At 55.1% G+C, this 21,693-nt stretch carries 22 protein-coding genes; 14 read left to right on the forward strand and 8 right to left on the reverse strand.

Annotated elements, in window-relative coordinates; genetic code table 11:
* The first annotated feature begins 3 nt into the window (after positions 1-3).
* The 10 genes from lpxD (at position 4) to tilS (ending at position 12,649) form a co-directional block, all read left to right on the forward strand.
* The gene (gene lpxD / locus IM300_RS10120) at positions 4-1,029 is read left to right on the forward strand and encodes a UDP-3-O-(3-hydroxymyristoyl)glucosamine N-acyltransferase (protein ID WP_107534733.1); all 1,026 of its coding nucleotides are present in this window, start codon (positions 4-6) and stop codon (positions 1,027-1,029) included.
* Positions 1,030-1,133: 104 nt separating this feature from the next.
* Positions 1,134-1,589 carry a 3-hydroxyacyl-ACP dehydratase FabZ gene (gene fabZ, locus IM300_RS10125; RefSeq protein WP_003856165.1) on the forward strand — a complete coding sequence of 152 codons (456 nt, stop codon included), beginning with the start codon at positions 1,134-1,136 and terminating at the stop codon, positions 1,587-1,589.
* Positions 1,590-1,592: 3 nt separating this feature from the next.
* Positions 1,593-2,381 carry an acyl-ACP--UDP-N-acetylglucosamine O-acyltransferase gene (gene lpxA, locus IM300_RS10130; RefSeq protein ID WP_102750363.1) on the forward strand — a complete coding sequence of 263 codons (789 nt, stop codon included), beginning with the start codon at positions 1,593-1,595 and terminating at the stop codon, positions 2,379-2,381.
* Positions 2,381-3,529, forward strand: a complete 1,149-nt coding sequence (gene lpxB / locus IM300_RS10135; RefSeq protein ID WP_063867503.1) for a lipid-A-disaccharide synthase — start codon at positions 2,381-2,383, stop codon at positions 3,527-3,529. The genes lpxA and lpxB overlap by 1 nt, the downstream gene beginning before the upstream one ends.
* Positions 3,526-4,122 carry a ribonuclease HII gene (rnhB, locus tag IM300_RS10140; RefSeq protein ID WP_006810035.1) on the forward strand — a complete coding sequence of 199 codons (597 nt, stop codon included), beginning with the start codon at positions 3,526-3,528 and terminating at the stop codon, positions 4,120-4,122. The genes lpxB and rnhB overlap by 4 nt, the downstream gene beginning before the upstream one ends.
* A gap of 38 nt (positions 4,123-4,160) precedes the next feature.
* The gene (gene dnaE, locus IM300_RS10145; protein WP_063450589.1) at positions 4,161-7,643 is read left to right on the forward strand and encodes a DNA polymerase III subunit alpha; all 3,483 of its coding nucleotides are present in this window, start codon (positions 4,161-4,163) and stop codon (positions 7,641-7,643) included.
* 12 nt (positions 7,644-7,655) lie between these two features.
* Positions 7,656-8,615: an acetyl-CoA carboxylase carboxyl transferase subunit alpha gene (gene accA, locus IM300_RS10150; protein ID WP_006810033.1), complete on the forward strand. Its 960-nt coding sequence runs from the start codon at positions 7,656-7,658 to the stop codon at positions 8,613-8,615.
* A gap of 100 nt (positions 8,616-8,715) precedes the next feature.
* Positions 8,716-10,848: a lysine decarboxylase LdcC gene (locus IM300_RS10155; protein WP_193036360.1), complete on the forward strand. Its 2,133-nt coding sequence runs from the start codon at positions 8,716-8,718 to the stop codon at positions 10,846-10,848.
* 66 nt (positions 10,849-10,914) lie between these two features.
* Entirely contained in the window at positions 10,915-11,304 is a 390-nt protein-coding gene (locus IM300_RS10160) for a VOC family protein (RefSeq protein ID WP_063867505.1), read from the forward strand.
* Positions 11,305-11,362: 58 nt separating this feature from the next.
* The gene (gene tilS / locus IM300_RS10165; RefSeq protein ID WP_193036362.1) at positions 11,363-12,649 is read left to right on the forward strand and encodes a tRNA lysidine(34) synthetase TilS; all 1,287 of its coding nucleotides are present in this window, start codon (positions 11,363-11,365) and stop codon (positions 12,647-12,649) included.
* Between the two features lie 26 nt (positions 12,650-12,675).
* On the opposite strand, the gene rof is transcribed toward tilS, so the two are convergent.
* Both rof and IM300_RS10175 read right to left on the reverse strand, forming a co-directional pair.
* On the reverse strand, positions 12,676-12,936 hold the full coding sequence (gene rof / locus IM300_RS10170; RefSeq protein ID WP_063450586.1) for a Rho-binding antiterminator: 261 nt from the start codon (positions 12,934-12,936) through the stop codon (positions 12,676-12,678).
* Positions 12,923-13,123, reverse strand: a complete 201-nt coding sequence (locus tag IM300_RS10175; RefSeq protein ID WP_003856146.1) for a YaeP family protein — start codon at positions 13,121-13,123, stop codon at positions 12,923-12,925. Before IM300_RS10175 ends, rof begins: the two co-directional genes overlap by 14 nt.
* Positions 13,124-13,319: 196 nt before the next feature.
* On the opposite strand from IM300_RS10175, the gene IM300_RS10180 reads away from it, so the two are divergent.
* The 3 genes from IM300_RS10180 to nlpE are packed head-to-tail and all read left to right on the forward strand — an operon-like array spanning position 13,320 to position 15,016.
* On the forward strand, positions 13,320-13,865 hold the full coding sequence (locus tag IM300_RS10180; protein ID WP_063867507.1) for a YaeQ family protein: 546 nt from the start codon (positions 13,320-13,322) through the stop codon (positions 13,863-13,865).
* Positions 13,862-14,278 (forward strand): alternative ribosome rescue aminoacyl-tRNA hydrolase ArfB, encoded by a 417-nt coding sequence (gene arfB / locus IM300_RS10185; protein WP_064910107.1) that lies wholly within the window; start codon positions 13,862-13,864, stop codon positions 14,276-14,278. Before IM300_RS10180 ends, arfB begins: the two co-directional genes overlap by 4 nt.
* Positions 14,279-14,317: 39 nt before the next feature.
* Entirely contained in the window at positions 14,318-15,016 is a 699-nt protein-coding gene (gene nlpE, locus IM300_RS10190; RefSeq protein ID WP_063867509.1) for an envelope stress response activation lipoprotein NlpE, read from the forward strand.
* Positions 15,017-15,061: 45 nt separating this feature from the next.
* Here nlpE and proS read toward each other — a convergent pair whose 3' ends face one another.
* The 6 genes from proS to metN all read right to left on the reverse strand — a co-directional run bounded on the left by proS (position 15,062) and on the right by metN (position 20,641).
* The gene (gene proS, locus IM300_RS10195) at positions 15,062-16,780 is read right to left on the reverse strand and encodes a proline--tRNA ligase (protein ID WP_063450582.1); all 1,719 of its coding nucleotides are present in this window, start codon (positions 16,778-16,780) and stop codon (positions 15,062-15,064) included.
* 112 nt (positions 16,781-16,892) lie between these two features.
* Positions 16,893-17,600, reverse strand: coding sequence for a tRNA (N6-threonylcarbamoyladenosine(37)-N6)-methyltransferase TrmO (tsaA, locus tag IM300_RS10200; protein WP_193036364.1), 708 nt, complete (start codon positions 17,598-17,600; stop codon positions 16,893-16,895).
* Positions 17,597-18,001, reverse strand: coding sequence for an Rcs stress response system protein RcsF (gene rcsF, locus IM300_RS10205; RefSeq protein WP_003856133.1), 405 nt, complete (start codon positions 17,999-18,001; stop codon positions 17,597-17,599). Before rcsF ends, tsaA begins: the two co-directional genes overlap by 4 nt.
* Positions 18,002-18,107: 106 nt before the next feature.
* Positions 18,108-18,923, reverse strand: a complete 816-nt coding sequence (gene metQ, locus IM300_RS10210; protein ID WP_193036366.1) for a methionine ABC transporter substrate-binding lipoprotein MetQ — start codon at positions 18,921-18,923, stop codon at positions 18,108-18,110.
* A gap of 40 nt (positions 18,924-18,963) precedes the next feature.
* The gene (locus IM300_RS10215) at positions 18,964-19,617 is read right to left on the reverse strand and encodes a methionine ABC transporter permease MetI (protein WP_003856130.1); all 654 of its coding nucleotides are present in this window, start codon (positions 19,615-19,617) and stop codon (positions 18,964-18,966) included.
* On the reverse strand, positions 19,610-20,641 hold the full coding sequence (gene metN / locus IM300_RS10220) for a methionine ABC transporter ATP-binding protein MetN (RefSeq protein ID WP_063450579.1): 1,032 nt from the start codon (positions 20,639-20,641) through the stop codon (positions 19,610-19,612). Before metN ends, IM300_RS10215 begins: the two co-directional genes overlap by 8 nt.
* Positions 20,642-20,829: 188 nt before the next feature.
* On the opposite strand from metN, the gene gmhB reads away from it, so the two are divergent.
* Entirely contained in the window at positions 20,830-21,396 is a 567-nt protein-coding gene (gene gmhB, locus IM300_RS10225; RefSeq protein ID WP_193036368.1) for a D-glycero-beta-D-manno-heptose 1,7-bisphosphate 7-phosphatase, read from the forward strand.
* Positions 21,397-21,693 lie beyond the last annotated feature (297 nt).

The raw sequence follows: 21,693 nt of genomic DNA on the forward strand, positions 1-21,693 counted from the left end.
GTAATGCCTTCAATTCGACTGGCTGATTTAGCTCAGCAGTTGGATGCAGAATTACACGGTGATGGCGATATCGTCATCACCGCTGTTGCGTCCATGCAATCAGCTAAAGCAGGCACTATTACCTTCATGGTAAGCCCTAAGTACCGTGAACACCTGGCCCAGTGCCAGGCGTCTGCCGTTGTTCTGACGCAGGACGATCTTCCGTTTGCCGCTTGCGCTGCGCTGGTAGTGAAAAATCCCTACCTGACGTATGCACGTATGGCCCAAATTCTTGATACCACGCCGCAGCCGGCACAGAACATTGCAGCCAGTGCTGCGATTGATCCGACGGCGCAGTTGGGTAACAACGTAGCAGTCGGCGCAAACGCCGTTATCGAGTCCGGCGTTGTGCTGGGCGATAACGTGGTGATTGGCCCCGGCTGCTTTGTTGGAAAAAATACGAAAATTGGCGCAGGGACTCGTCTGTGGGCCAATGTTTCTGTCTACCATGAGGTTGAGATTGGCGAGCATTGTCTCGTTCAGTCCAGCACGGTGATTGGTTCTGATGGATTTGGTTACGCCAACGATCGGGGTAACTGGGTTAAGATCCCTCAGCTGGGTCGCGTGATTATTGGCGATCGCGTTGAGATCGGCGCGTGCACAACCATTGACCGTGGTGCGCTTGACGACACCATTATTGGTAACGGTGTTATCATTGATAACCAGTGCCAGATTGCACATAACGTTGTGATTGGCGACAATACCGCAGTTGCGGGTGGTGTTATCATGGCAGGCAGCCTGAAAATTGGCCGCTACTGCATGATTGGCGGTGCCAGCGTGATCAATGGCCATATGGAAATATGCGACAAAGTCACGGTGACGGGGATGGGCATGGTGATGCGTCCCATCACTGAGCCCGGCGTTTACTCCTCGGGTATTCCGCTGCAACCGAACAAGGTCTGGCGTAAAACAGCTGCTCTGGTGATGAATATTGATGATATGAGCAAGCGACTCAAAGCGATTGAGCGCAAAATCGATCAACAAGACTAAGCGTTCATCCGTTTAACGCTAAATTTCCCGGCCTGTCGGCTTTGTTTATAAACCGGCAGGCCGTGTTATTATTGCTACTTAGTACATTTGACAGGAAGAGTATTTTGACTACTGACACTCATACTCTGCATATTGAAGAGATTTTAGAACTTCTGCCGCACCGCTACCCGTTTTTGCTGGTAGACCGTGTGCTGGATTTTGAAGAAGGTCGTTTTCTGCGCGCAGTGAAAAATGTCTCCGTTAACGAGCCGTTCTTCCAGGGGCACTTCCCTGGTAAGCCTATCTTCCCGGGTGTGTTGATCCTGGAAGCGATGGCACAGGCTACTGGTATTCTGGCGTTTAAAAGCGTAGGTAAACTGGAGCCGGGTGAACTCTATTACTTCGCGGGTATCGATGAAGCGCGCTTTAAGCGTCCGGTCGTGCCTGGTGATCAAATGATCATGGAAGTCACTTTTGAAAAAACGCGTCGCGGCCTGACTCGCTTTAAAGGCGTAGCTATGGTTGACGGCAAAGTTGTTTGCGAAGCGACAATGATGTGTGCGCGTAGCCGGGAGGCCTGATACGTGATTGATAAATCCGCCTTTATTCATCCTACCGCCATTGTGGAAACGGGTGCCATTATTGGCGCAAACGTCCATATTGGCCCGTTTTGTATCGTTGGACCCCAAGTCGAAATTGGTGAGGGTACAGTACTGAAATCTCACGTTGTGGTGAATGGTCATACGACCATTGGCTGCAATAATGAGATCTATCAGTTCGCCTCCATCGGCGAAGTTAACCAGGATCTTAAGTATGCTGGCGAACCGACCCGTGTGGAAATCGGCGATCGTAACCGCATTCGCGAAAGCGTCACCATTCATCGTGGTACAACGCAAGGCGGTGGATTGACGAAGGTGGGCAGCGACAACCTGTTTATGGTTAATGCGCATATTGCACATGACTGTACCGTGGGTGACCGCTGTATTCTCGCCAACAACGCAACGCTGGCGGGACACGTATCGGTTGATGACTTCGCAATTATCGGTGGCATGACCGCAGTCCATCAGTTCTGCATCATTGGTGCACACGTGATGGTTGGCGGATGCTCCGGTGTGGCGCAGGACGTCCCACCGTTTGTGATTGCGCAGGGCAACCATGCCACGCCGTTTGGCGTGAACATCGAAGGCCTCAAGCGTCGTGGCTTCAGCCGCGAAGCGATTACAGCGATCCGCAACGCGTACAAATTGCTGTACCGTAGCGGTAAAACGCTGGAAGAGGCGAAGCCGGAAATTGCCGAACTGGCGAATAAGCACGATGAAGTGAAGGCGTTCATGGAATTCTTTGAACGTTCCACGCGTGGTCTGATTCGTTAATGGTCGACAGTCGTCCGCTTACCATCGCCCTGGTCGCCGGAGAAACCTCCGGCGATATTCTTGGTGCAGGTCTTATCCGCGCGCTGAAAGCCCGCGTACCCAACGCCCGCTTTGTTGGCGTGGCTGGCCCGCTGATGCAGGCCGAGGGCTGTGAAGCCTGGTACGAAATGGAAGAGCTGGCCGTGATGGGCATCGTCGAGGTGCTGGGGCGCCTGCGTCGTCTGCTGCATATCCGCGCCGATCTTACCCGCCGTTTTACCGACCTCAAACCCGATGTGTTTGTCGGTATTGATGCGCCTGATTTCAATATTACCCTTGAAGGGAACCTGAAAAAGCAGGGTATCAAAACTATCCATTATGTCAGTCCGTCCGTCTGGGCGTGGCGACAGAAACGCGTTTTCAAAATCGGACGGTCCACCAATCTGGTGTTGGCTTTTCTGCCTTTCGAAAAAGCGTTTTACGACAGATTTAACGTCCCGTGCCGTTTTATCGGCCATACCATGGCGGATGCCATGCCGCTGGATCCGGATAAAAACGCCGCGCGTGACGAGCTGGGCATCCCGCACGATGTTCACTGTCTGGCGCTGCTGCCGGGAAGCCGGGGCGCAGAAGTGGAAATGCTCAGCGCTGATTTCCTGAAAACGGCGCAAATTCTTCGCAAGACTTACCCCGATCTTGAAGTGGTGGTGCCGCTGGTGAATGCCAAACGCCGCGAGCAGTTTGAGCGTATCAAAGCCGACGTTGCTCCGGATCTTCACGTCCGCCTGCTGGACGGGAAAGGGCGTGAGGCCATGTTTGCAAGCGATGCCGCGCTGCTGGCTTCCGGCACGGCTGCGCTGGAGTGTATGCTGGCAAAATGCCCAATGGTGGTCGGTTATCGCATGAAGCCGTTTACCTTCTGGCTGGCAAAACGTCTGGTGAAAACAGATTACGTATCTCTGCCAAACCTGCTTGCGGGTCGCGAGCTGGTGAAAGAGCTGTTGCAGGATGAATGCCAGCCGCAGGCGCTGGCAGATGCATTACTGCCGCTGCTGGCCAACGGTAAAACCAGCCACCAGATGCACGATACGTTCCGTGAGCTGCATCAACTGATCCGCTGTAATGCTGATGAGCAGGCAGCCGATGCGGTGCTGGAGTTAGCACAATGATGGAATTTATCTATCCCCATACCCACCTCGTTGCCGGTGTGGATGAAGTTGGTCGTGGCCCGCTGGTGGGTGCGGTCGTGACCGCGGCGGTGATCCTCGATCCCGCCCGCCCGATCGTGGGCCTGAACGACTCGAAAAAACTGAGCGAAAAGCGTCGCTTGGCGCTGTTCGATGAAATTAAAGAGAAGGCGCTGGCCTGGAGTCTCGGGCGCGCAGAGCCGGAAGAGATCGACGATCTGAACATTCTGCATGCCACCATGCTGGCGATGCAGCGTGCCGTTGCGGGCCTGAAGATTGTGCCCGAGTATGTGCTGATTGACGGTAACCGTTGCCCGGCGCTGCCGATGCCTTCAATGGCTGTTGTTAAAGGCGATAGCCGCGTCGCAGAAATCAGCGCGGCGTCAATCATTGCCAAAGTGACGCGCGACGCCGAAATGGCCGCGCTGGACCTCACCTATCCCGCGTATGGTTTCGCCCAGCATAAGGGATATCCAACGGCTTTCCATCTGGAAAAGCTGGCTGAACATGGCGCAACTGAACATCATCGGCGCAGTTTTGGCCCGGTGAAACGCGCGCTGGGACTGGTGTCCTGAATCAAGACGCAAGCAATTAAGTAACGCGGGATTTGAAGATGGCTGAACCACGTTTCGTACACCTGCGGGTGCATAGCGACTACTCCATGATCGATGGGCTGGCTAAGACCGGGCCGCTGGTAAAAAAGGCGGCCTCGCTTGGCATGCCTGCGCTGGCGATCACCGATTTTACCAACCTGTGTGGCCTGGTGAAGTTCTACGGAACGGCGCATGGCGCAGGATTAAAACCCATCGTCGGCGCGGATTTTCACGTGCAGAGCGACCTGCTCGGCGATGAGATGACGCAAATATCCGTGTTAGCCATGAATAACACGGGTTATCAGAACCTCACTCTGCTGATTTCGAAAGCCTACCAGCGCGGCTACGGTGCGCTGGGTCCGTGGATTGACCGCGACTGGCTGGCGGAGCTGAACGAAGGTTTGCTGCTGATCTCCGGCGGCCGTATGGGCGATGTCGGCAAAAGCCTGCTGCGCGGTAACAGCGCGCTGGTGGATCAGTGCGTCTCGTTCTACGAAGAGTATTTCCCGGATCGCTATTATCTGGAGCTGATCCGTACCGGGCGCGCGGACGAAGAGAGCTATCTGCATGCAGCAGTCGCCCTCGCGGAAGAGCGTGGCCTGCCTGTGGTGGCCACCAACGACGTGCGCTTCCTCGAGGCGGGCGATTTTGACGCGCACGAAATCCGCGTTGCGATCCACGACGGCTTTACCCTCGACGATCCGAAACGCCCGCGCAACTACTCCTCGCAGCAGTACATGCGCAGCGAAGAAGAGATGTGCGAGCTTTTCTCGGACATCCCGGAAGCGCTGGAAAACAGCGTAGAAATTGCCAAGCGCTGTAACGTCACCGTACGTCTCGGCGAATACTTCCTGCCGCAGTTCCCGACGGGCGACATGACCACGGAAGATTTCCTGGTCATGAAATCGAAAGAGGGCCTTGAAGAGCGTCTGGAATTCCTCTTCCCGGATGAAGCGGTCCGTAAAGAGAAGCGTCCTGAATATGACGAGCGCCTGGATATTGAACTCCAGGTGATCAACCAGATGGGGTTCCCGGGCTACTTCCTGATCGTGATGGAGTTCATCCAGTGGTCGAAGGATAACGGCGTGCCGGTAGGCCCAGGCCGTGGTTCCGGTGCCGGCTCGCTGGTGGCGTATGCGCTGAAAATCACCGACCTCGATCCGCTGGAATTTGACCTGCTGTTCGAACGTTTCCTTAACCCGGAACGTGTCTCCATGCCCGACTTCGACGTCGACTTCTGCATGGAAAAACGCGACCAGGTGATTGAGCACGTGGCCGATATGTACGGTCGTGATGCGGTTTCGCAGATCATTACCTTCGGTACGATGGCGGCGAAAGCGGTTATCCGCGACGTGGGCCGCGTGCTGGGCCACCCGTACGGTTTCGTCGATCGTATCTCGAAGCTGGTGCCGCCCGATCCGGGCATGACCCTGGCGAAAGCCTTTGAAGCCGAACCTCAGCTGCCGGAAATCTACGACGCCGACGAAGAGGTGAAAGCGCTCATCGACATGGCGCGCAAGCTCGAAGGCGTGACGCGAAATGCCGGTAAGCATGCGGGGGGCGTGGTTATCGCCCCGACCAAAATCACTGACTTCGCGCCGCTGTACTGCGACGAAGCGGGCCAGCATCCGGTAACCCAGTTCGACAAGAACGACGTGGAATACGCCGGGCTGGTGAAGTTCGACTTCCTCGGCCTGCGTACGCTCACCATCATCAACTGGGCGCTGGAGATGATCAACGCCCGCCGTGAGAAGAACGGCGAGCCGCCGCTGGATATCGCGGCTATCCCGCTTGATGACAAGAAAAGTTTCGACATGCTGCAACGCTCGGAGACGACAGCCGTCTTCCAGCTTGAATCCCGCGGCATGAAAGATTTGATTAAGCGTCTGCAACCAGACTGCTTCGAAGATATGATCGCGCTGGTGGCCCTGTTCCGTCCGGGCCCGTTGCAGTCGGGGATGGTGGATAACTTCATCGACCGTAAACACGGGCGCGAAGAGATTTCCTACCCGGACGTGCAGTGGCAGCATGAAAGCCTGAAGCCGGTACTGGAGCCGACCTACGGCATCATCCTGTATCAGGAACAGGTCATGCAGATCGCCCAGGTGCTTTCTGGTTACACCCTTGGCGGCGCGGACATGCTGCGTCGTGCGATGGGTAAGAAAAAGCCGGAAGAGATGGCCAAGCAGCGTTCCATCTTTGAAGATGGGGCGAAGAAAAACGGCGTCGATGGCGAACTGGCGATGAAAATCTTCGACCTGGTGGAGAAATTCGCCGGGTACGGATTTAACAAATCCCACTCCGCCGCCTATGCTTTGGTGTCGTATCAAACGCTGTGGCTCAAGGCCCATTATCCCGCTGAGTTTATGGCGGCGGTCATGACCGCCGATATGGACAACACCGAGAAGGTGGTTGGCCTGGTGGACGAGTGCTGGCGCATGGGGCTGAAGATCCTGCCGCCGGATATTAACTCGGGTCTGTACCATTTCCACGTTAACGATGACGGGGAAATCGTCTACGGGATCGGCGCGATCAAGGGCGTGGGTGAGGGGCCGATCGAGGCGATCATCGAAGCGCGTAACAACGGCGGCTATTTCCGTGAGCTGTTCGATCTGTGCGCCCGTACCGATACCAAAAAACTGAACCGCCGCGTACTGGAAAAACTGATCATGTCCGGCGCGTTTGACAGGCTGGGGCCACACCGCGCCGCGCTGATGAACTCGCTCGGCGATGCGTTGAAGGCGGCCGATCAGCATGCGAAAGCGGAAGCCATTGGCCAGGCGGATATGTTCGGCGTGCTGGCGGAAGAGCCAGAGCAGATCGAGCAGTCCTATTCCAACTGCCAGCCGTGGCCAGAACAGGTAGTGCTGGATGGAGAGCGGGAAACGTTAGGTCTGTACCTGACGGGGCACCCGATCAACCAGTATCTTAAAGAAATTGAGCGCTATGTCGGCGGCCACAGGCTTAAAGACATGCATCCGACAGAACGTGGTAAAATCACCACGGCTGCGGGGCTCGTGATTGCTGCAAGGGTAATGGTCACCAAGCGCGGCAATCGTATCGGCATCTGTACCCTGGATGACCGTTCCGGGCGTCTGGAGGTGATGTTGTTCACCGACGCGCTGGATAAATACCAGCAATTGCTGGAAAAAGACCGCATACTTATCGTCAGCGGACAGGTCAGCTTTGATGACTTCAGCGGGGGGCTTAAAATGACCGCCCGCGAAGTGATGGACATTGACGAAGCCCGGGAAAAATATGCTCGCGGGCTTGCTATCTCGCTGACGGACAGGCAAATTGATGACCAGCTTTTAAACCGACTCCGTCAGTCTCTGGAACCCCACCGCTCGGGGACCATTCCAGTACATCTCTACTATCAGAGGGCGGATGCACGTGCGCGGTTGCGCTTTGGTGCAACGTGGCGTGTCTCTCCGAGCGATCGTTTACTGAACGATCTCCGTGGCCTCATTGGTTCGGAGCAGGTGGAACTGGAGTTTGACTAATACAGGAATACTATGAGTCTGAATTTCCTTGATTTCGAACAGCCGATTGCAGAGCTGGAAGCGAAAATCGATTCTCTGACAGCAGTTAGCCGTCAGGATGAAAAACTGGATATTAACATCGACGAAGAAGTGCATCGTCTGCGCGAAAAAAGCGTAGAGTTGACGCGCAAAATCTTTGCCGATCTCGGCGCATGGCAGATCGCCCAGCTGGCGCGTCATCCACAGCGTCCGTACACCCTGGATTATGTCCGCCTGGCGTTTGACGAATTTGACGAACTGGCAGGCGACCGCGCATACGCTGACGATAAAGCTATCGTTGGCGGTATCGCGCGTCTGGATGGACGTCCGGTGATGATCATTGGTCACCAGAAAGGCCGTGAAACCAAAGAGAAGATCCGTCGTAACTTCGGCATGCCAGCACCAGAAGGCTACCGTAAGGCCCTGCGTCTGATGGAGATGGCTGAGCGTTTCAATATGCCAATCATCACCTTCATCGACACGCCGGGTGCTTACCCGGGTGTTGGCGCGGAAGAGCGCGGTCAGTCTGAAGCCATCGCACGCAACCTGCGTGAGATGTCTCGCCTGAGCGTACCGGTCATCTGTACCGTTATCGGTGAGGGGGGTTCCGGCGGTGCGCTGGCAATTGGCGTGGGCGATAAAGTGAATATGCTTCAGTACAGCACCTATTCCGTTATCTCTCCGGAAGGCTGTGCCTCCATTCTGTGGAAAAGCGCCGACAAAGCGCCGCTGGCTGCGGAAGCGATGGGCATCATTGCCCCGCGTCTGAAAGAGCTGAAGCTGATCGACACCGTCATCCCTGAACCGCTGGGTGGCGCACACCGTAAGCCAGAAGTGATGGCCGCGTCCCTGAAAGCGCAGCTGCTGGCAGACCTGGCAGACCTGGACGTGCTGAGCAAAGAAGATCTGCTCAACCGTCGTTACCAGCGTCTGATGACCTACGGTTACGCATAAGCCTCACAATTATCCTAAAAGCCGCACATTGTTGCGGCTTTTTTTATACCTGCCGTTTACCTTAACTATGCTTATCTGATGTTTTTCAAGGAGGTAAAACATGAACATCATCGCCATCATGGGGCCACACGGCGTCTTTTATAAAGACGAACCCATCAAGAAGCTTGAACAGGCCCTTAAGGCACGCGGTTATCAGCTGATCTGGCCGCAAAACAGCGCCGACCTGCTGAAATTCATCGAACATAATCCGCGCATCTGTGGCGTGATATTCGACTGGGACGAATACGACATGGAGTTGTGCAGCGAGATCAATAAGCTCAACGAATATCTTCCGCTGTATGCCTTTATCAACACCCACTCGACCATGGACGTGAGCGCGCACGATATGCGCATGGCGCTGTGGTTCTTCGAATACGCGCTCGGGGTGGCCGAGGACATTGCGACCCGCATTCAGCAGTACACCGGTGAATATCTGGATAACATCACGCCGCCGTTTACGCGCGCGCTGTTCACCTATGTGAAAGAAGGAAAGTACACCTTCTGTACGCCAGGCCATATGGCGGGGACGGCCTATCAAAAAAGCCCGGTAGGGTGCCTGTTTTACGATTTCTTTGGCGGCAATACGCTGAAGGCGGATGTGTCGATTTCAGTGACCGAGCTGGGCTCGCTGCTGGATCATACCGGCCCGCATCTTGAAGCTGAAGAGTACATCGCCCGCACCTTTGGCGCCGAGCAAAGCTACATGGTGACCAACGGTACCTCGACGTCGAACAAAATCGTCGGGATGTACGCCGCGCCTGCCGGCAGCACGTTGCTGATTGACCGGAACTGCCACAAGTCGCTGGCGCATTTGCTGATGATGAGTGACGTGGTGCCGCTCTGGCTGTCGCCCACGCGTAACGCGCTGGGAATTCTCGGCGGCATTCCTCGCCGCGAGTTCACCCATGCCGCCATCGAAAATAAGGTCGCTGCGACCCCTGAGGCAAGCTGGCCCGTTCACGCGGTGATCACCAACTCCACCTATGACGGGCTGCTGTATAACACTAACTGGATCAAGCAGACGCTGGACGTGCCGTCGATCCACTTTGATTCCGCGTGGGTGCCTTATACCAACTTCCACCCGATTTACTCGGGCAAAAGCGGGATGAGCGGCGAGCGCGTGCCGGGCAAGGTCTTTTTCGAAACGCAGTCGACGCACAAAATGCTGGCCGCGTTTTCCCAGGCGTCTCTTATTCACATCAAGGGCGAGTACGACGAGGATACCTTCAACGAAGCCTTTATGATGCACACCACCACCTCACCGAGCTATCCGCTGGTAGCGTCCATCGAAACGGCGGCGGCGATGCTGCGCGGAAATCCGGGTAAACGCCTGATCAACCGTTCGGTGGAGCGGGCGCTGCATTTCCGCAAAGAAGTTCAGCGTCTTAAAGATGAAGCGGACGGCTGGTTCTTTGATATCTGGCAGCCTGAAGAGATCGACGAGGCGGAGTGCTGGCCCGTCGCGCCGGGGGAGAGCTGGCACGGCTTCCGGGATGCCGATGCGGACCATATGTTCCTCGATCCGGTTAAGGTGACGATCCTGACGCCGGGCATGGACGAGCAGGGCGTGATGGGCGATGAGGGGATCCCCGCCGCGCTGGTGGCGAAGTTCCTCGACGAGCGCGGCGTGGTGGTGGAAAAAACCGGCCCTTACAATCTGCTGTTCCTGTTCAGTATCGGGATCGATAAAACCCGCGCGATGGGTCTGCTCCGCGGGCTGATGGAGTTCAAGCGCGCGTACGATCTGAACCTGCGGGTGAAGAACATGCTGCCGGATCTCTACGCGGAAGATCCTGACTTTTACCGCAATATGCGCATTCAGGATCTGGCGCAGGGGATCCACAGGCTGATCCGCCAGCACGATCTGCCGCGCCTGATGCTCCAGGCTTTTGACGTGCTGCCGGAAATGAAGCTGACGCCGCACAAGGCATGGCAGCAGCAGGTGAAAGGGGAGGTGGAAACCGTTGAGCTGGAGAACCTGGTGGGACGGGTATCGGCCAATATGATCCTGCCTTATCCGCCGGGCGTGCCGCTGTTGATGCCGGGCGAGATGATCACCGAGAAGAGCCGGTCAGTGCTCGACTTCCTGCTGATGCTCTGTTCGGTGGGGCGCCACTATCCGGGCTTTGAGACGGATATTCACGGCGCGAAACGCGATGATAACGGCGTGTACTGGGTGAGAGTCCTAAAATAAAAGGGGCCGCTTGCCAGGGGCTGGCTGTCGGTTGTAACGTTCAGGGCATCATAAAAAGGAGAAGCTATGCTGGGTTTAAAAGCTGTTCATCATATTGCGATTATCGCCACCGATTACGCGAAAAGTAAGGCATTCTACTGTGACGTACTCGGCTTCACGCTGTTAAGCGAGGCCTACCGTGAGGAGCGCGACTCCTGGAAAGGCGATCTGGCGCTGAACGGGCAATATGTGATTGAGCTGTTCTCTTTTCCTTTCCCGCCCGCTCGTCCTTCGCGCCCGGAAGCCTGCGGCCTGCGCCATCTGGCCTTCAGCGTCGACGATCTGGACAGCGCGGTAAAACATCTGGAAGCCCACGGCGTGGCCTGTGAAGCGATTCGCGTCGATCCCTTTACCGATAAGCGTTTCACCTTTTTCAGCGATCCGGACGGCCTGCCGCTGGAGCTTTACCAGCAGTAATCGCCGTCATGTGTGATAATGCCCGTTCATTTCGGGCATTTTTTATGTGTGATTTCCTATGACCTTACCCGCTATCGCGCACGCCGTTTCGCCCTACCGCCAGCTGCTGGTGGGGTTCAGCGGTGGCCTGGATTCCACCGTTTTGCTTCATCGCCTTAAGCTCTGGCGCGACCGCGAGCCTGACGTCCAGCTGCGGGCGATGCATATCCATCACGGCCTGAGTCCCCATGCTGATGACTGGGTGGCGCACTGTGAAGCGGTGTGCGCAGCGTGGGCGATCCCGCTGATCGTGGAACGGGTCACGCTGGAGGAGGAAGGGCTGGGCGTTGAAGCGCAGGCGCGAAAAGCCCGCTACGCTGCGTTTTCCGGCGCATTGCGGCCTGGAGATGCGTTGGTTACCGCCCAGCATCTGGACGATCAGTGTGAAACATTCTTACTGGCGCTCAAGCGGGGGAGCGGGCCCGCGGGCTTATCCGCCATGCCTGAGCGCGCTGATTTTGCCGAAACAGAGCTCATCCGCCCGCTGCTGAACGAGACGCGCGCGTCACTGGAGGCCTGGGCCCATCACTATCATCTGCGCTGGATAGAAGACGAAAGCAATCAGGACGACAGTTATGACCGTAACTTCCTGCGCCTGCGCGTTTTACCGCTTCTGACCGAGCGCTGGGCACATTTTTCCGAAGCGGCAACCAGAAGCGCCATACTGTGTGCTGAACAAGAAAGCTTGCTGGATGAGCTACTGAGCGAGGAACTGACTACGTTGATTACCGCTGACGGCGCGCTGGATATTGCGCCGTTGAAGATGATGAGCCCTGCGCGTCGGGCTGCCCTGATCCGTCGCTGGCTGGCTTTTCACCGTGCGGCTATGCCGTCCCGGGCGATGCTCAACCGTATCTGGGACGAGGTCGCCCAGGCAAGAGAGGATGCCGCGCCGTGTATACACCTGAACGGTTTTGACGTCAGGCGCTACCAGGACCGGCTCTGGTGGGTAAAATCCGCGCCGTCGCTGGCTGACCTTGTGCTCGACTGGCCGTCGCCGGAGAAAGCATTAACGCTACCGTTGAATGCGGGTGTGGTTGCGTTGAGCCGTTCAGGTAACGTGCGTTTACCCGAGCCGGACGAGAAGGTCACCGTACGCTTCAGGGCCAGCGGCATGCTGCATATCGTCGGGCGTAACGGCGGGCGTAAGCTGAAGAAAATCTGGCAGGAGAATAACGTTCCGCCCTGGAAGCGTGATACCACGCCGCTCCTGTTTTACGGCGATACGCTCGTGGCGGCGGCAGGGGTGTTCATCACGGAAGAGGGATGGGCTGAAGCGGGTGTGAATTTTGAGTGGAAAGCGTAACGGGCAGCCTGGCTGCCCGTTGGTTGTCAGGATTCGCTCACCACGACAGTGCCGATTTCCGGATGGCTGAAACTGGCAATCCTGTCGAGGCGCAGCTCGCGGGTTGCACCTGCATCTTCTACAACCAGATATTCCACGTTTTTACGAGAAACCAGGTCGCTGGCCTTTGCCTTTAGCACTTCGCCATCTTTGAGTTCCAGCGTCAGTATTAAATGATGCTGGCAGGCGAGTTCGAGGTTGTCATAGTCATCACAATTGATGGGTTGATAGGTATCATTCATCGACATAATCGCTCACCAGTAAATTCGCCGCAGCATACGCTGCTTTTTCCCTGACCGATTCAGAAAGGCTCTCATCAGAGGCCACTTCATTTAGCACGTTCAATACACAGCCCAACGCATCCGGGATGTACCCCAGATCTCCGCTGGCGATTTCCGCATACCGTCTGCGAATCAACTCACAATAATTATTCACATCCCCTCCTGCCAGCGTACTGACTTACTGTGAGATATCATTAAGCCTACGAAGTTAAACTCGGTTTAGCAAGGTGACTATACCATACTCATTTAAGCATTATCAGCGCCTTGATAAGGGGGGATTCACCACCTCGTAACAGCCTTTTGCTGCGGTTTTCGCTACAATGTACGCCTGATTCGAAAGGAGTTCTCTCATGGCGCTGAAAGCGACAATTTATAAAGCTGTGGTCAACGTGGCGGATCTTGACCGTAACCAGTTTCTGGATGCGTCATTGACGCTGGCGCGTCACCCCTCTGAAACCCAGGAGCGCATGATGCTGCGCCTGCTGGCGTGGATTAAATATGCCGATGACCGTCTGCAATTTACCCGTGGCTTAAGCGCGGAAGATGAACCGGAAGCCTGGTTACGCAACGATCACCTGGGTATCGACTTATGGATTGAGCTTGGCCTTCCGGATGAACGCCGGATCAAAAAGGCATGCACCCAGTCCGCAGAGGTGGCGCTGTTTGCCTACAACCAGCGCGCCGCGGAGATCTGGTGGCAACAAAACAAAAATAAGTGTGCGCAGTTCAAAAATCTTACCGTCTGGTATCTGGATGATGAACAGCTGGCACAGCTGAGCGCGTTCGCCAGCCGGACAATGGCGCTCCAGGCAACCATTCAGGACGGCGCTATCTGGCTTTCTGATTCTCAGAATAATCTGGAAATTCATCTTACGGCCTGGCAGCCCGCATCATGATTGTTTTGTCCCGAAACGTCAGCATTCCTGATAACGAGCTGGAGATCACCGCCATCCGGGCTCAGGGAGCAGGGGGCCAGCACGTTAACAAGGCCTCAACGGCTATCCATTTGCGCTTTGACATTCGGGCCTCCAGCCTGCCAGAGTATTATAAAGAAAGTCTGCTTGCCGCCAGCCATCACCTGATCACCAGCGAGGGGGTGATCGTGATCAAAGCGCAGGAATATCGCAGCCAGGAAATGAACCGGGAAGCGGCACTTTCCAGACTGGCGGCGGTCATAAAAGAATTAACAACCGTGCAAAAAAGCCGCCGGGCAACGCGTCCAACGCGGGCATCGAAAGAACGTCGATTGTCATCGAAGGCGCAAAAATCCACCGTAAAATCACTGCGTGGCAAAGTCCGTCACCCGTAATGTGACGAAAGGGACACCCTTTTTCATAAGGAATGTATTGTGAAAAAAGCATTATTATCAGCGCTGGCCGTGACGAGCCTGTTCGCGCTTTTTGGCTGTAACAACCGTTCGGAAACACAGGTATTACCGCCAACGCAAAATGAAGAATTAAAGCCGATGCAGCAGAGCTGGCGCGGCGTATTGCCATGTGCAGATTGTGAAGGCATCGAAACTTCCCTGTTCCTGCAAAAAGATGGCACCTGGGTAATGAACCAGCGATATCAGGGAGCGAAAGAGCCGTCATCTTTTGCAACTTACGGAACGTGGGCGCGTACGGCTGAGAAGCTGGTATTGACCGATACCACGGGCGATAAAACCTATTTTCGCGCCAAAGGCGAGGGGATGGAGATGCTCGATCGCGAAGGCAACCCGATTGAATCCCAGTTCAATTACACGCTGGCCCCGGTGAAAGCGTCCCTGCCCGCAACCCCAATGGCGATGCGAGGGATGTATTTCTACATGGCGGATGCGGCGATCTTCACGGATTGCGCAACCGGTAAGAAAGTCAGCGTGGCGAACAATGCCCAGCTGGAGCGTGACTATGCCGTCGCGCGCGGCAATGACAGTAAGCCCGTGTTGCTGACGGTTGAAGGGCACTTTACGCTGGAGCCAAACCCGGATAGCGGCGAGCTGGTGAAAACGCTGGTGGCTGATAAAGACGCGAAGTTTGCTGCGGGTAAAAACTGCGAAAGCAAATAGGATTTAGCCATTAAAAAACCCCGCGCTTGCGGGGTTTTTTGTTTCTTAACCTTTGATGGCTTTCACCAGGTAATCAAGAATGTCGCCCGTCTTGATCATCTGTTTTTCGCCGTTGCGACGGTATTTGTATTCAATCTCGTCGCTGTCGAGGTTACGGTCGCCGATGACGACGGTGTGCGGAATACCGATCAATTCCATGTCAGCAAACATCACGCCAGGACGCTCTTTACGGTCATCCATCAGTACGTCGATACCTTTCGCGCTCAGCTCAGCGTAGAGTTTTTCGGCCAGCTCCTGCACGCGGTATGACTTGTGCATGTTCATTGGCAGGATCGCCACCTGGAACGGTGCGATGTTATCCGGCCAGACGATACCGCGCTCGTCATAGTTCTGCTCAATAGCGGCAGCAACCACGCGGGTTACGCCAATGCCGTAGCAGCCCATGGTCAGAACCTGATTACGCCCATCTTCGCCCTGAACCGCCGCGTTCATTGCGCGCGAGTACTTATCGCCCAGCTGGAAGATGTGACCTACTTCGATACCGCGTTTGATCATCAGGGTACCCTTGCCGTCCGGGCTTGGATCGCCTGCGACCACGTTACGGATGTCAGCCACTTCCGGCGTCGCCACGTCACGATCCCAGTTGATGCCGAAGTAGTGTTTCCCGTCAATGTTTGCGCCCGCAGAGAAGTCGCTCATTGCCGCAACGGTGCGGTCAATCACCACAGGAACAGGCATATTCACCGGACCCAGAGAACCTGGGCCTGCGTTCACCACGGCGCGGATTTCGGCTTCCGTCGCGAAGGTCAGCGGGCTGGCAACCTGCGGCAGCTTCTCGGCCTTCACTTCGTTCAGCTCGTGATCGCCACGGACCAGCAGGGCAACCAGCGGGTAAGCGCTGCCTTCAGCAGATTTCACCAGCAGCGTTTTGACCGTTTTTTCGATCGGCAGAGTAAACTGCTCAACCAGCTCGGCGATGGTTTTCGCGTTTGGCGTATCAACCAGCGTCATCTCTTGGGTTGCTGCCGCACGAGGTTCTTTTGGTGCCAGCGCTTCTGCGAACTCAATGTTGGCGGCGTAATCAGATGAGTCAGAGAAAATGACATCGTCTTCGCCACTCTGCGCCAGAACCTGGAATTCATGAGAGGCGCTGCCGCCGATTGAACCGGTATCGGCCTGTACAGCACGGAAATCCAGCCCCATGCGGGAGAAGATTTTGCTATAAGCCACATACATTTTGTCGTAGGTCTCTTGCAGAGATTCCTGAGAGGTATGGAAAGAATAAGCGTCTTTCATCAGGAATTCGCGAGAGCGCATAACGCCAAAGCGTGGGCGCACTTCGTCACGGAACTTGGTCTGGATCTGGAAGAAGTTCAGCGGCAGCTGTTTGTAAGAGCTCAGCTCGTTACGGATTAGATCGGTGATCACTTCTTCATGCGTTGGGCCGAGAACAAATGGACGATCGCCACGATCGGCAATACGCAGCAGCTCCGGGCCGTACTGCTCCCAGCGACCGCTCTCCTGCCACAGTTCAGAAGGCTGAACCACCGGCATTAACACCTCGATTGCACCGGCGTTGTTCATCTCTTCACGCACGATGTTTTCGACTTTTTTCAGGACGCGCACGCCGGTCGGCAGCCAGGTGTATAACCCGGAGGCCAGCTTGCGGATCATCCCGGCGCGCAGCATCAGCTGGTGGCTGATCACCTCGGCGTCGGCAGGTGTCTCCTTCAGAGTGGAGAGCAGATATTGGCTAGTACGCATGTTGTTACGGTTCCATTTCGACGATTGGAACAGGCTGAAACGCCAGCCTGACACAAAAAAAGTGGTTTAGTTTACCAGTGTGGCAAAGATGCCAAAAGAGAGGAGAACAAAATTACCTGGGTTCCAGGGCAAACACTTCAAAACCCGCATCAGTCACGCGCCAGCGCACGTTAAAGTCCAGCAGCCAGACGGCGTACGTTTTTCCGGCGTCTTCCTCTTTGCGGTAGGCGGGACGAGGGTCCTGCGCCAACACTTCAACGATAAAGTCACGCAGACGCGGATAGCGTTTTTCCTGCTGGCCGATTTGCGTCGCTATTTCAGACGTGAAGTAAACCGGCATATCTGCCTGCGGCGCGTCCTGAGCATAGCTTGCACGGGCATTCGGCAGCGCTTCGGCAAAGGGCAGGTAAGGCTTAATATCAATGACCGGCGTGCCGTCTACCAGGTCAAGGCTGCCTAACTCCAGGATCACCCGATCTTTCTGACAGCGTATCCCTTTCAGTTCGACCAGCGACATCCCAACTGGATTCGGTCGGAACGTTGAGCGGGTGGCAAAAACCCCCATTCTGGCATTACCGCCCAGACGAGGCGGGCGCACGGTCGGACGCCAGCCGCCTTCCATGGTCTGGTGAAATACAAAAACCACCCATAAATGGCTGAACGCCTCAAGCCCGCGCACCGCATCGGCCTGATTGTAGGGCGCGATGAGATGCAGCTCGCCGCCGCCGTTAATGACCAGACCCGGCTGACGCGGCACGGCGAACTTTTCTTTATAAGGAGAGCGGATAACGCCTATCTGCTCGAACTGAAATGCACTCATTTCGCCGTGATGTTAAGCGCAGAACCGATGCATACCGCCTGACGGTAGCAGCCTGGCGTACCGCTGGTGACTTCACAGCTGTGCAACAGCACCGCGTTGGCTTTCATTTTCGACGCGTTGATTTGCATACGCTTGCGGGCTGTTGGGATATTTGGAGGGGAGTCCTGATTCGTTGCCTGACAGGATTCGCCGCTCACTTCGCCCAGTTCACGGAATGGCTTACCGACCAGCTCGTCGGCTTTGGTAATAATACGTACCGGCGCAGCGCGAGGCGCTTTCGGTTTTGCTGGCTCCGCTTTTGGCGGGGTTGCAGTGCTTTGAACGGGTTCAACAGGAGATCTGCTTAGCATAGAACAGCCGCTCAGCATCAGTGCTAAAAGACAGATCGGTAAAGCACGCATAATAATTCCTCAGTGGATAATCAAAACGTCAGATATTGAAGCAGTTGACCGCACAAATGACAAGACGGGCAAATGCCCGTCTTGATGATATTACACTGAGGTGAGATTACCAGCCTTTAACAGCGCCGCCGTTAAACACCTTATTGGCTTCCTGGTAAACTTCTTCAGACTGATATGCCTGAAGGAATTTCTTCACGTTTTCCGCGTCTTTGTTGTCTTCGCGAGTCACGATCAGGTTGACGTACGGGGAATCTTTGTCTTCAACGAAGATGCCATCTTTCGCAGGGGTCAGGCCGATCTGGCTGGCGTAAGTGGTGTTGATAACGGCCAGCGCGATCTGTGCATCGTCCAGAGAACGTGGCAGCTGAGGGGCTTCCAGTTCAACAATTTTCAGTTTTTTCGGGTTTTCGGTGACGTCCAGAACGGTCGGCAACAGGCCAACACCTTCTTTCAGTTTAATCAGGCCCACTTTCTGGAGCAGAAGCAGCGAACGGCCAAGGTTGGTTGGGTCGTTAGGGACGGCAACCTGTGAACCCGGCTGGAGTTCATCCAGAGATTTAATTTTCTTGGAATAACCGGCAATCGGGTAAACGAAGGTGTTACCGACAGCAACCAGCTTGTAGCCGCGATCTTTGATCTGCTGATCCAGGTACGGTTTATGCTGGAAGGCGTTAGCGTCAATGTCGCCTTTGCTCAGCGCTTCGTTCGGCAGAACGTAATCGTTGAAAGTCACCAGCTCAACGTCCAGGCCGTACTTTTCTTTCGCGATTTTCTGCGCGGCCTCAGCAACCTGCTGCTCTGCACCGACGATAACGCCTACCTTGATGTGGTTTGGATCTTTTTCGTCCTGACCGCAACCCACCAGTGCCAGCGAACCAATCAGTGCGCCTACTGCTGCAAAGGTCTTAAATTTAAACGCCATGTTATATCCTTAACTCGTCGAGTTTGTGTTGTTTGTAACGTTATTTATGCGTAACAGCCCGGACGATACGATCGCCAGAGAATTGGATTAAGTAAACCAGCACAACCAGCAATACCAGAACGGTATTCATTACGGTAGCGTTATAGCCAATATAGCCGTACTGATACCCAATCTGGCCTAAACCACCGGCACCCACGGCACCGCCCATTGCGGAGTAACCGACCAGCGTGATAAGCGTGATGGTTGCTGCATTCACCAGCCCAGGTAACGCCTCAGGCAGCAGAACTTTGCGAACGATCTGCATTGGCGTTGCACCCATCGCGCGGGAAGCTTCAATCAGGCCCGTTGGGATTTCCAGCAGGGCGTTTTCCACCATGCGGGCGATAAACGGCGCGGCGCCTACGGTTAGCGGAACGATTGCCGCCTGCAAACCAATCGACGTTCCGACAATCACGCGGGTAAACGGAATCATCCACACCAGCAGAATAATGAACGGTATAGAACGGAAAATGTTGACCAGCGCAGAAAGCGTGCGATACAGCTTCGCGTTTTCAATAATTTGACCCGGGCGCGTGACGTACAGCAGCACGCCGACCGGCAGCCCAATCACAAAACCAAAAAAGCCCGATACGAAGGTCATTGCCAGCGTTTCCCAAACGCCGCGAACCAGTAGCCACATCATCGGCTCAGACATAACCCAGTACCTCTACTTTTACATGATGTTCTTGCAGCCAGGCAATTGCCGCCTGGGTTTCTTCCTGCGTGCCGTGCATTTCCGTCAGCATGATGCCGAACTTCACGCCGCCGGCGTAATCCATCTGCGCGCTAATAATGTTGTTGTTCACGTTAAAGCGACGCGCGGTTTCGGAAAGCAGCGGGGCGTCTACGGACTGGCCCGTAAATTCCATGCGCAGCATTGGGACGCTGTCCGCCGCAGCGTCTGTTTTCAGACGTTCCAGATAATCTTCCGGAATATCCAGATGCAGCGTGGACTGAATGAACTGCTGAGCCAGCGGCGTCTTAGGATGTGAAAACACTTCGCTGACCGTGTCCTGCTCGATCAGCTCACCATTGCTGATGACGGCGACACAGTCGCAGATACGCTTCACCACGTCCATCTCGTGCGTAATAAGGAGGATAGTCAGGCCCAGACGACGGTTAATGTCCTTCAGCAGTTCCAGGATAGAACGCGTGGTGGCCGGATCCAGTGCGCTGGTGGCTTCATCACACAGCAGCACTTTTGGGTTACTTGCCAGCGCGCGCGCAATCGCCACGCGCTGCTTTTGACCGCCGGAGAGATTAGCCGGGTAGCTGTCATGCTTATCACCCAGCCCAACCAGATCCAGCAGCTCGGTGACGCGACGCGTAACTTCTTCCTTCGGCGTATTGTCCAGCTCCAGCGGCAACGCCACGTTGCCGAAAACGGTGCGTGAGGCCAGCAGGTTAAAGTGCTGGAAAATCATGCCGATCTGACGACGTGCTTTCGTGAGTTCTTTTTCGGAGAGCGCCGTAAGCTCCTGGCCGCCAACTTCTACGCTGCCCTGGGTTGGGCGCTCAAGCAGGTTAACACACCGGATCAGCGTACTTTTACCGGCACCCGATGCGCCAATGACGCCATAAATTTGACCAGCAGGCACATGCAGGCTGACGTTGTTCAGCGCCTGAATGGTACGGTTCCCCTGCTGGAACACTTTGGTGATATTGGAAAGTTTAATCATTAGATTATTTTTATCGTAAGTAAGTTAGCCGTGGCATTTTCTTCTGCCAGATACGGGGTATGACCGTAAACAAAATGGATGTTAAGGCATCCAGACGTCTAAATCAATCCAACTCTGTGCGATGAGCACTTTATTGCGCTGCGATTCATGAGATACTAGCTGAACAAGCCTTTTTCAGGAGCAAACCGGTGGCAAAATCTGTACCCGCAATTTTTCTCGATCGTGATGGCACTATTAATGTGGATCACGGTTACGTCCATGAGATTGATGAGTTCGAATTTATTGAGGGCGTAATAGATGCCATGCGCCAGCTGAAAGAGATGGGTTACGCGCTGGTGGTGGTAACTAATCAATCCGGTATCGCCCGGGGGAAATTCACCGAAGCACAGTTTGAAACGCTGACGGAATGGATGGATTGGTCTCTGGTCGATCGCGGCGTCGATCTTGATGGCATCTATTATTGTCCGCATCATCCACAGGGAACCGTAGAAGCGTATCGTCAGACCTGTGATTGCCGTAAACCGCATCCGGGCATGTTTATCTCTGCCCAGGAATTCCTGCACATTGATATGGCCGCATCTTATATGGTGGGCGATAAACTGGAAGATATGCAGGCAGCGGCGGCGGCAGGTGTGGGAACCAAAGTATTAGTGCGGACCGGTAAACCTGTCACCCCAGAAGCAGAAAATGCAGCCGACTGGGTGATAAATAGTCTGGCTGATCTGCCAAAAGAGATTAAAAAGCACCAAAAATAGACGTTTTGGTGAAAAGGTGAGCGGTTGAAATAAAAATGCATTTTTCCGCTTGTCATTCCTCGGCGGCTCCCTATAATGCGCCTCCATCGACACGGCGGATGTGAATCACTTCACGGACAACCCGGTCGGTTGAAGAGAAAAAATCCTGAAATAACGGGTTGACTCTGAAAGAGGAAAGCGTAATATACGCCACCTCGCGACAGAGCGCTGAAGCGCGTCGCAACTGCTCTTTAACAATTTATCAGACAATCTGTGTGGGCACTCAAAGTGACATGGATTCTTAACGTCGCAAGACGA

It is taken from the genome of Enterobacter cloacae complex sp. I2 (genome assembly GCF_014896205.1).
Lineage (GTDB): Bacteria > Pseudomonadota > Gammaproteobacteria > Enterobacterales > Enterobacteriaceae > Enterobacter > Enterobacter quasihormaechei.

Coding starts and splice junctions, on each gene's coding strand:
- lpxD (WP_107534733.1), top strand. CDS start 4: ATGCCTTCAATTCGACTGGCTGATTTAGCTCAGCAGTTGGATGCAGAA.
- lpxB (WP_063867503.1), top strand. CDS start 2,381: ATGGTCGACAGTCGTCCGCTTACCATCGCCCTGGTCGCCGGAGAAACC.
- rnhB (WP_006810035.1), top strand. CDS start 3,526: ATGATGGAATTTATCTATCCCCATACCCACCTCGTTGCCGGTGTGGAT.
- dnaE (WP_063450589.1), top strand. CDS start 4,161: ATGGCTGAACCACGTTTCGTACACCTGCGGGTGCATAGCGACTACTCC.
- accA (WP_006810033.1), top strand. CDS start 7,656: ATGAGTCTGAATTTCCTTGATTTCGAACAGCCGATTGCAGAGCTGGAA.
- IM300_RS10155 (WP_193036360.1), top strand. CDS start 8,716: ATGAACATCATCGCCATCATGGGGCCACACGGCGTCTTTTATAAAGAC.
- IM300_RS10160 (WP_063867505.1), top strand. CDS start 10,915: ATGCTGGGTTTAAAAGCTGTTCATCATATTGCGATTATCGCCACCGAT.
- tilS (WP_193036362.1), top strand. CDS start 11,363: ATGACCTTACCCGCTATCGCGCACGCCGTTTCGCCCTACCGCCAGCTG.
- rof (WP_063450586.1), bottom strand. CDS start 12,936: ATGTCGATGAATGATACCTATCAACCCATCAATTGTGATGACTATGAC.
- IM300_RS10180 (WP_063867507.1), top strand. CDS start 13,320: ATGGCGCTGAAAGCGACAATTTATAAAGCTGTGGTCAACGTGGCGGAT.
- arfB (WP_064910107.1), top strand. CDS start 13,862: ATGATTGTTTTGTCCCGAAACGTCAGCATTCCTGATAACGAGCTGGAG.
- proS (WP_063450582.1), bottom strand. CDS start 16,780: ATGCGTACTAGCCAATATCTGCTCTCCACTCTGAAGGAGACACCTGCC.
- tsaA (WP_193036364.1), bottom strand. CDS start 17,600: ATGAGTGCATTTCAGTTCGAGCAGATAGGCGTTATCCGCTCTCCTTAT.
- rcsF (WP_003856133.1), bottom strand. CDS start 18,001: ATGCGTGCTTTACCGATCTGTCTTTTAGCACTGATGCTGAGCGGCTGT.
- metQ (WP_193036366.1), bottom strand. CDS start 18,923: ATGGCGTTTAAATTTAAGACCTTTGCAGCAGTAGGCGCACTGATTGGT.
- IM300_RS10215 (WP_003856130.1), bottom strand. CDS start 19,617: ATGTCTGAGCCGATGATGTGGCTACTGGTTCGCGGCGTTTGGGAAACG.
- metN (WP_063450579.1), bottom strand. CDS start 20,641: ATGATTAAACTTTCCAATATCACCAAAGTGTTCCAGCAGGGGAACCGT.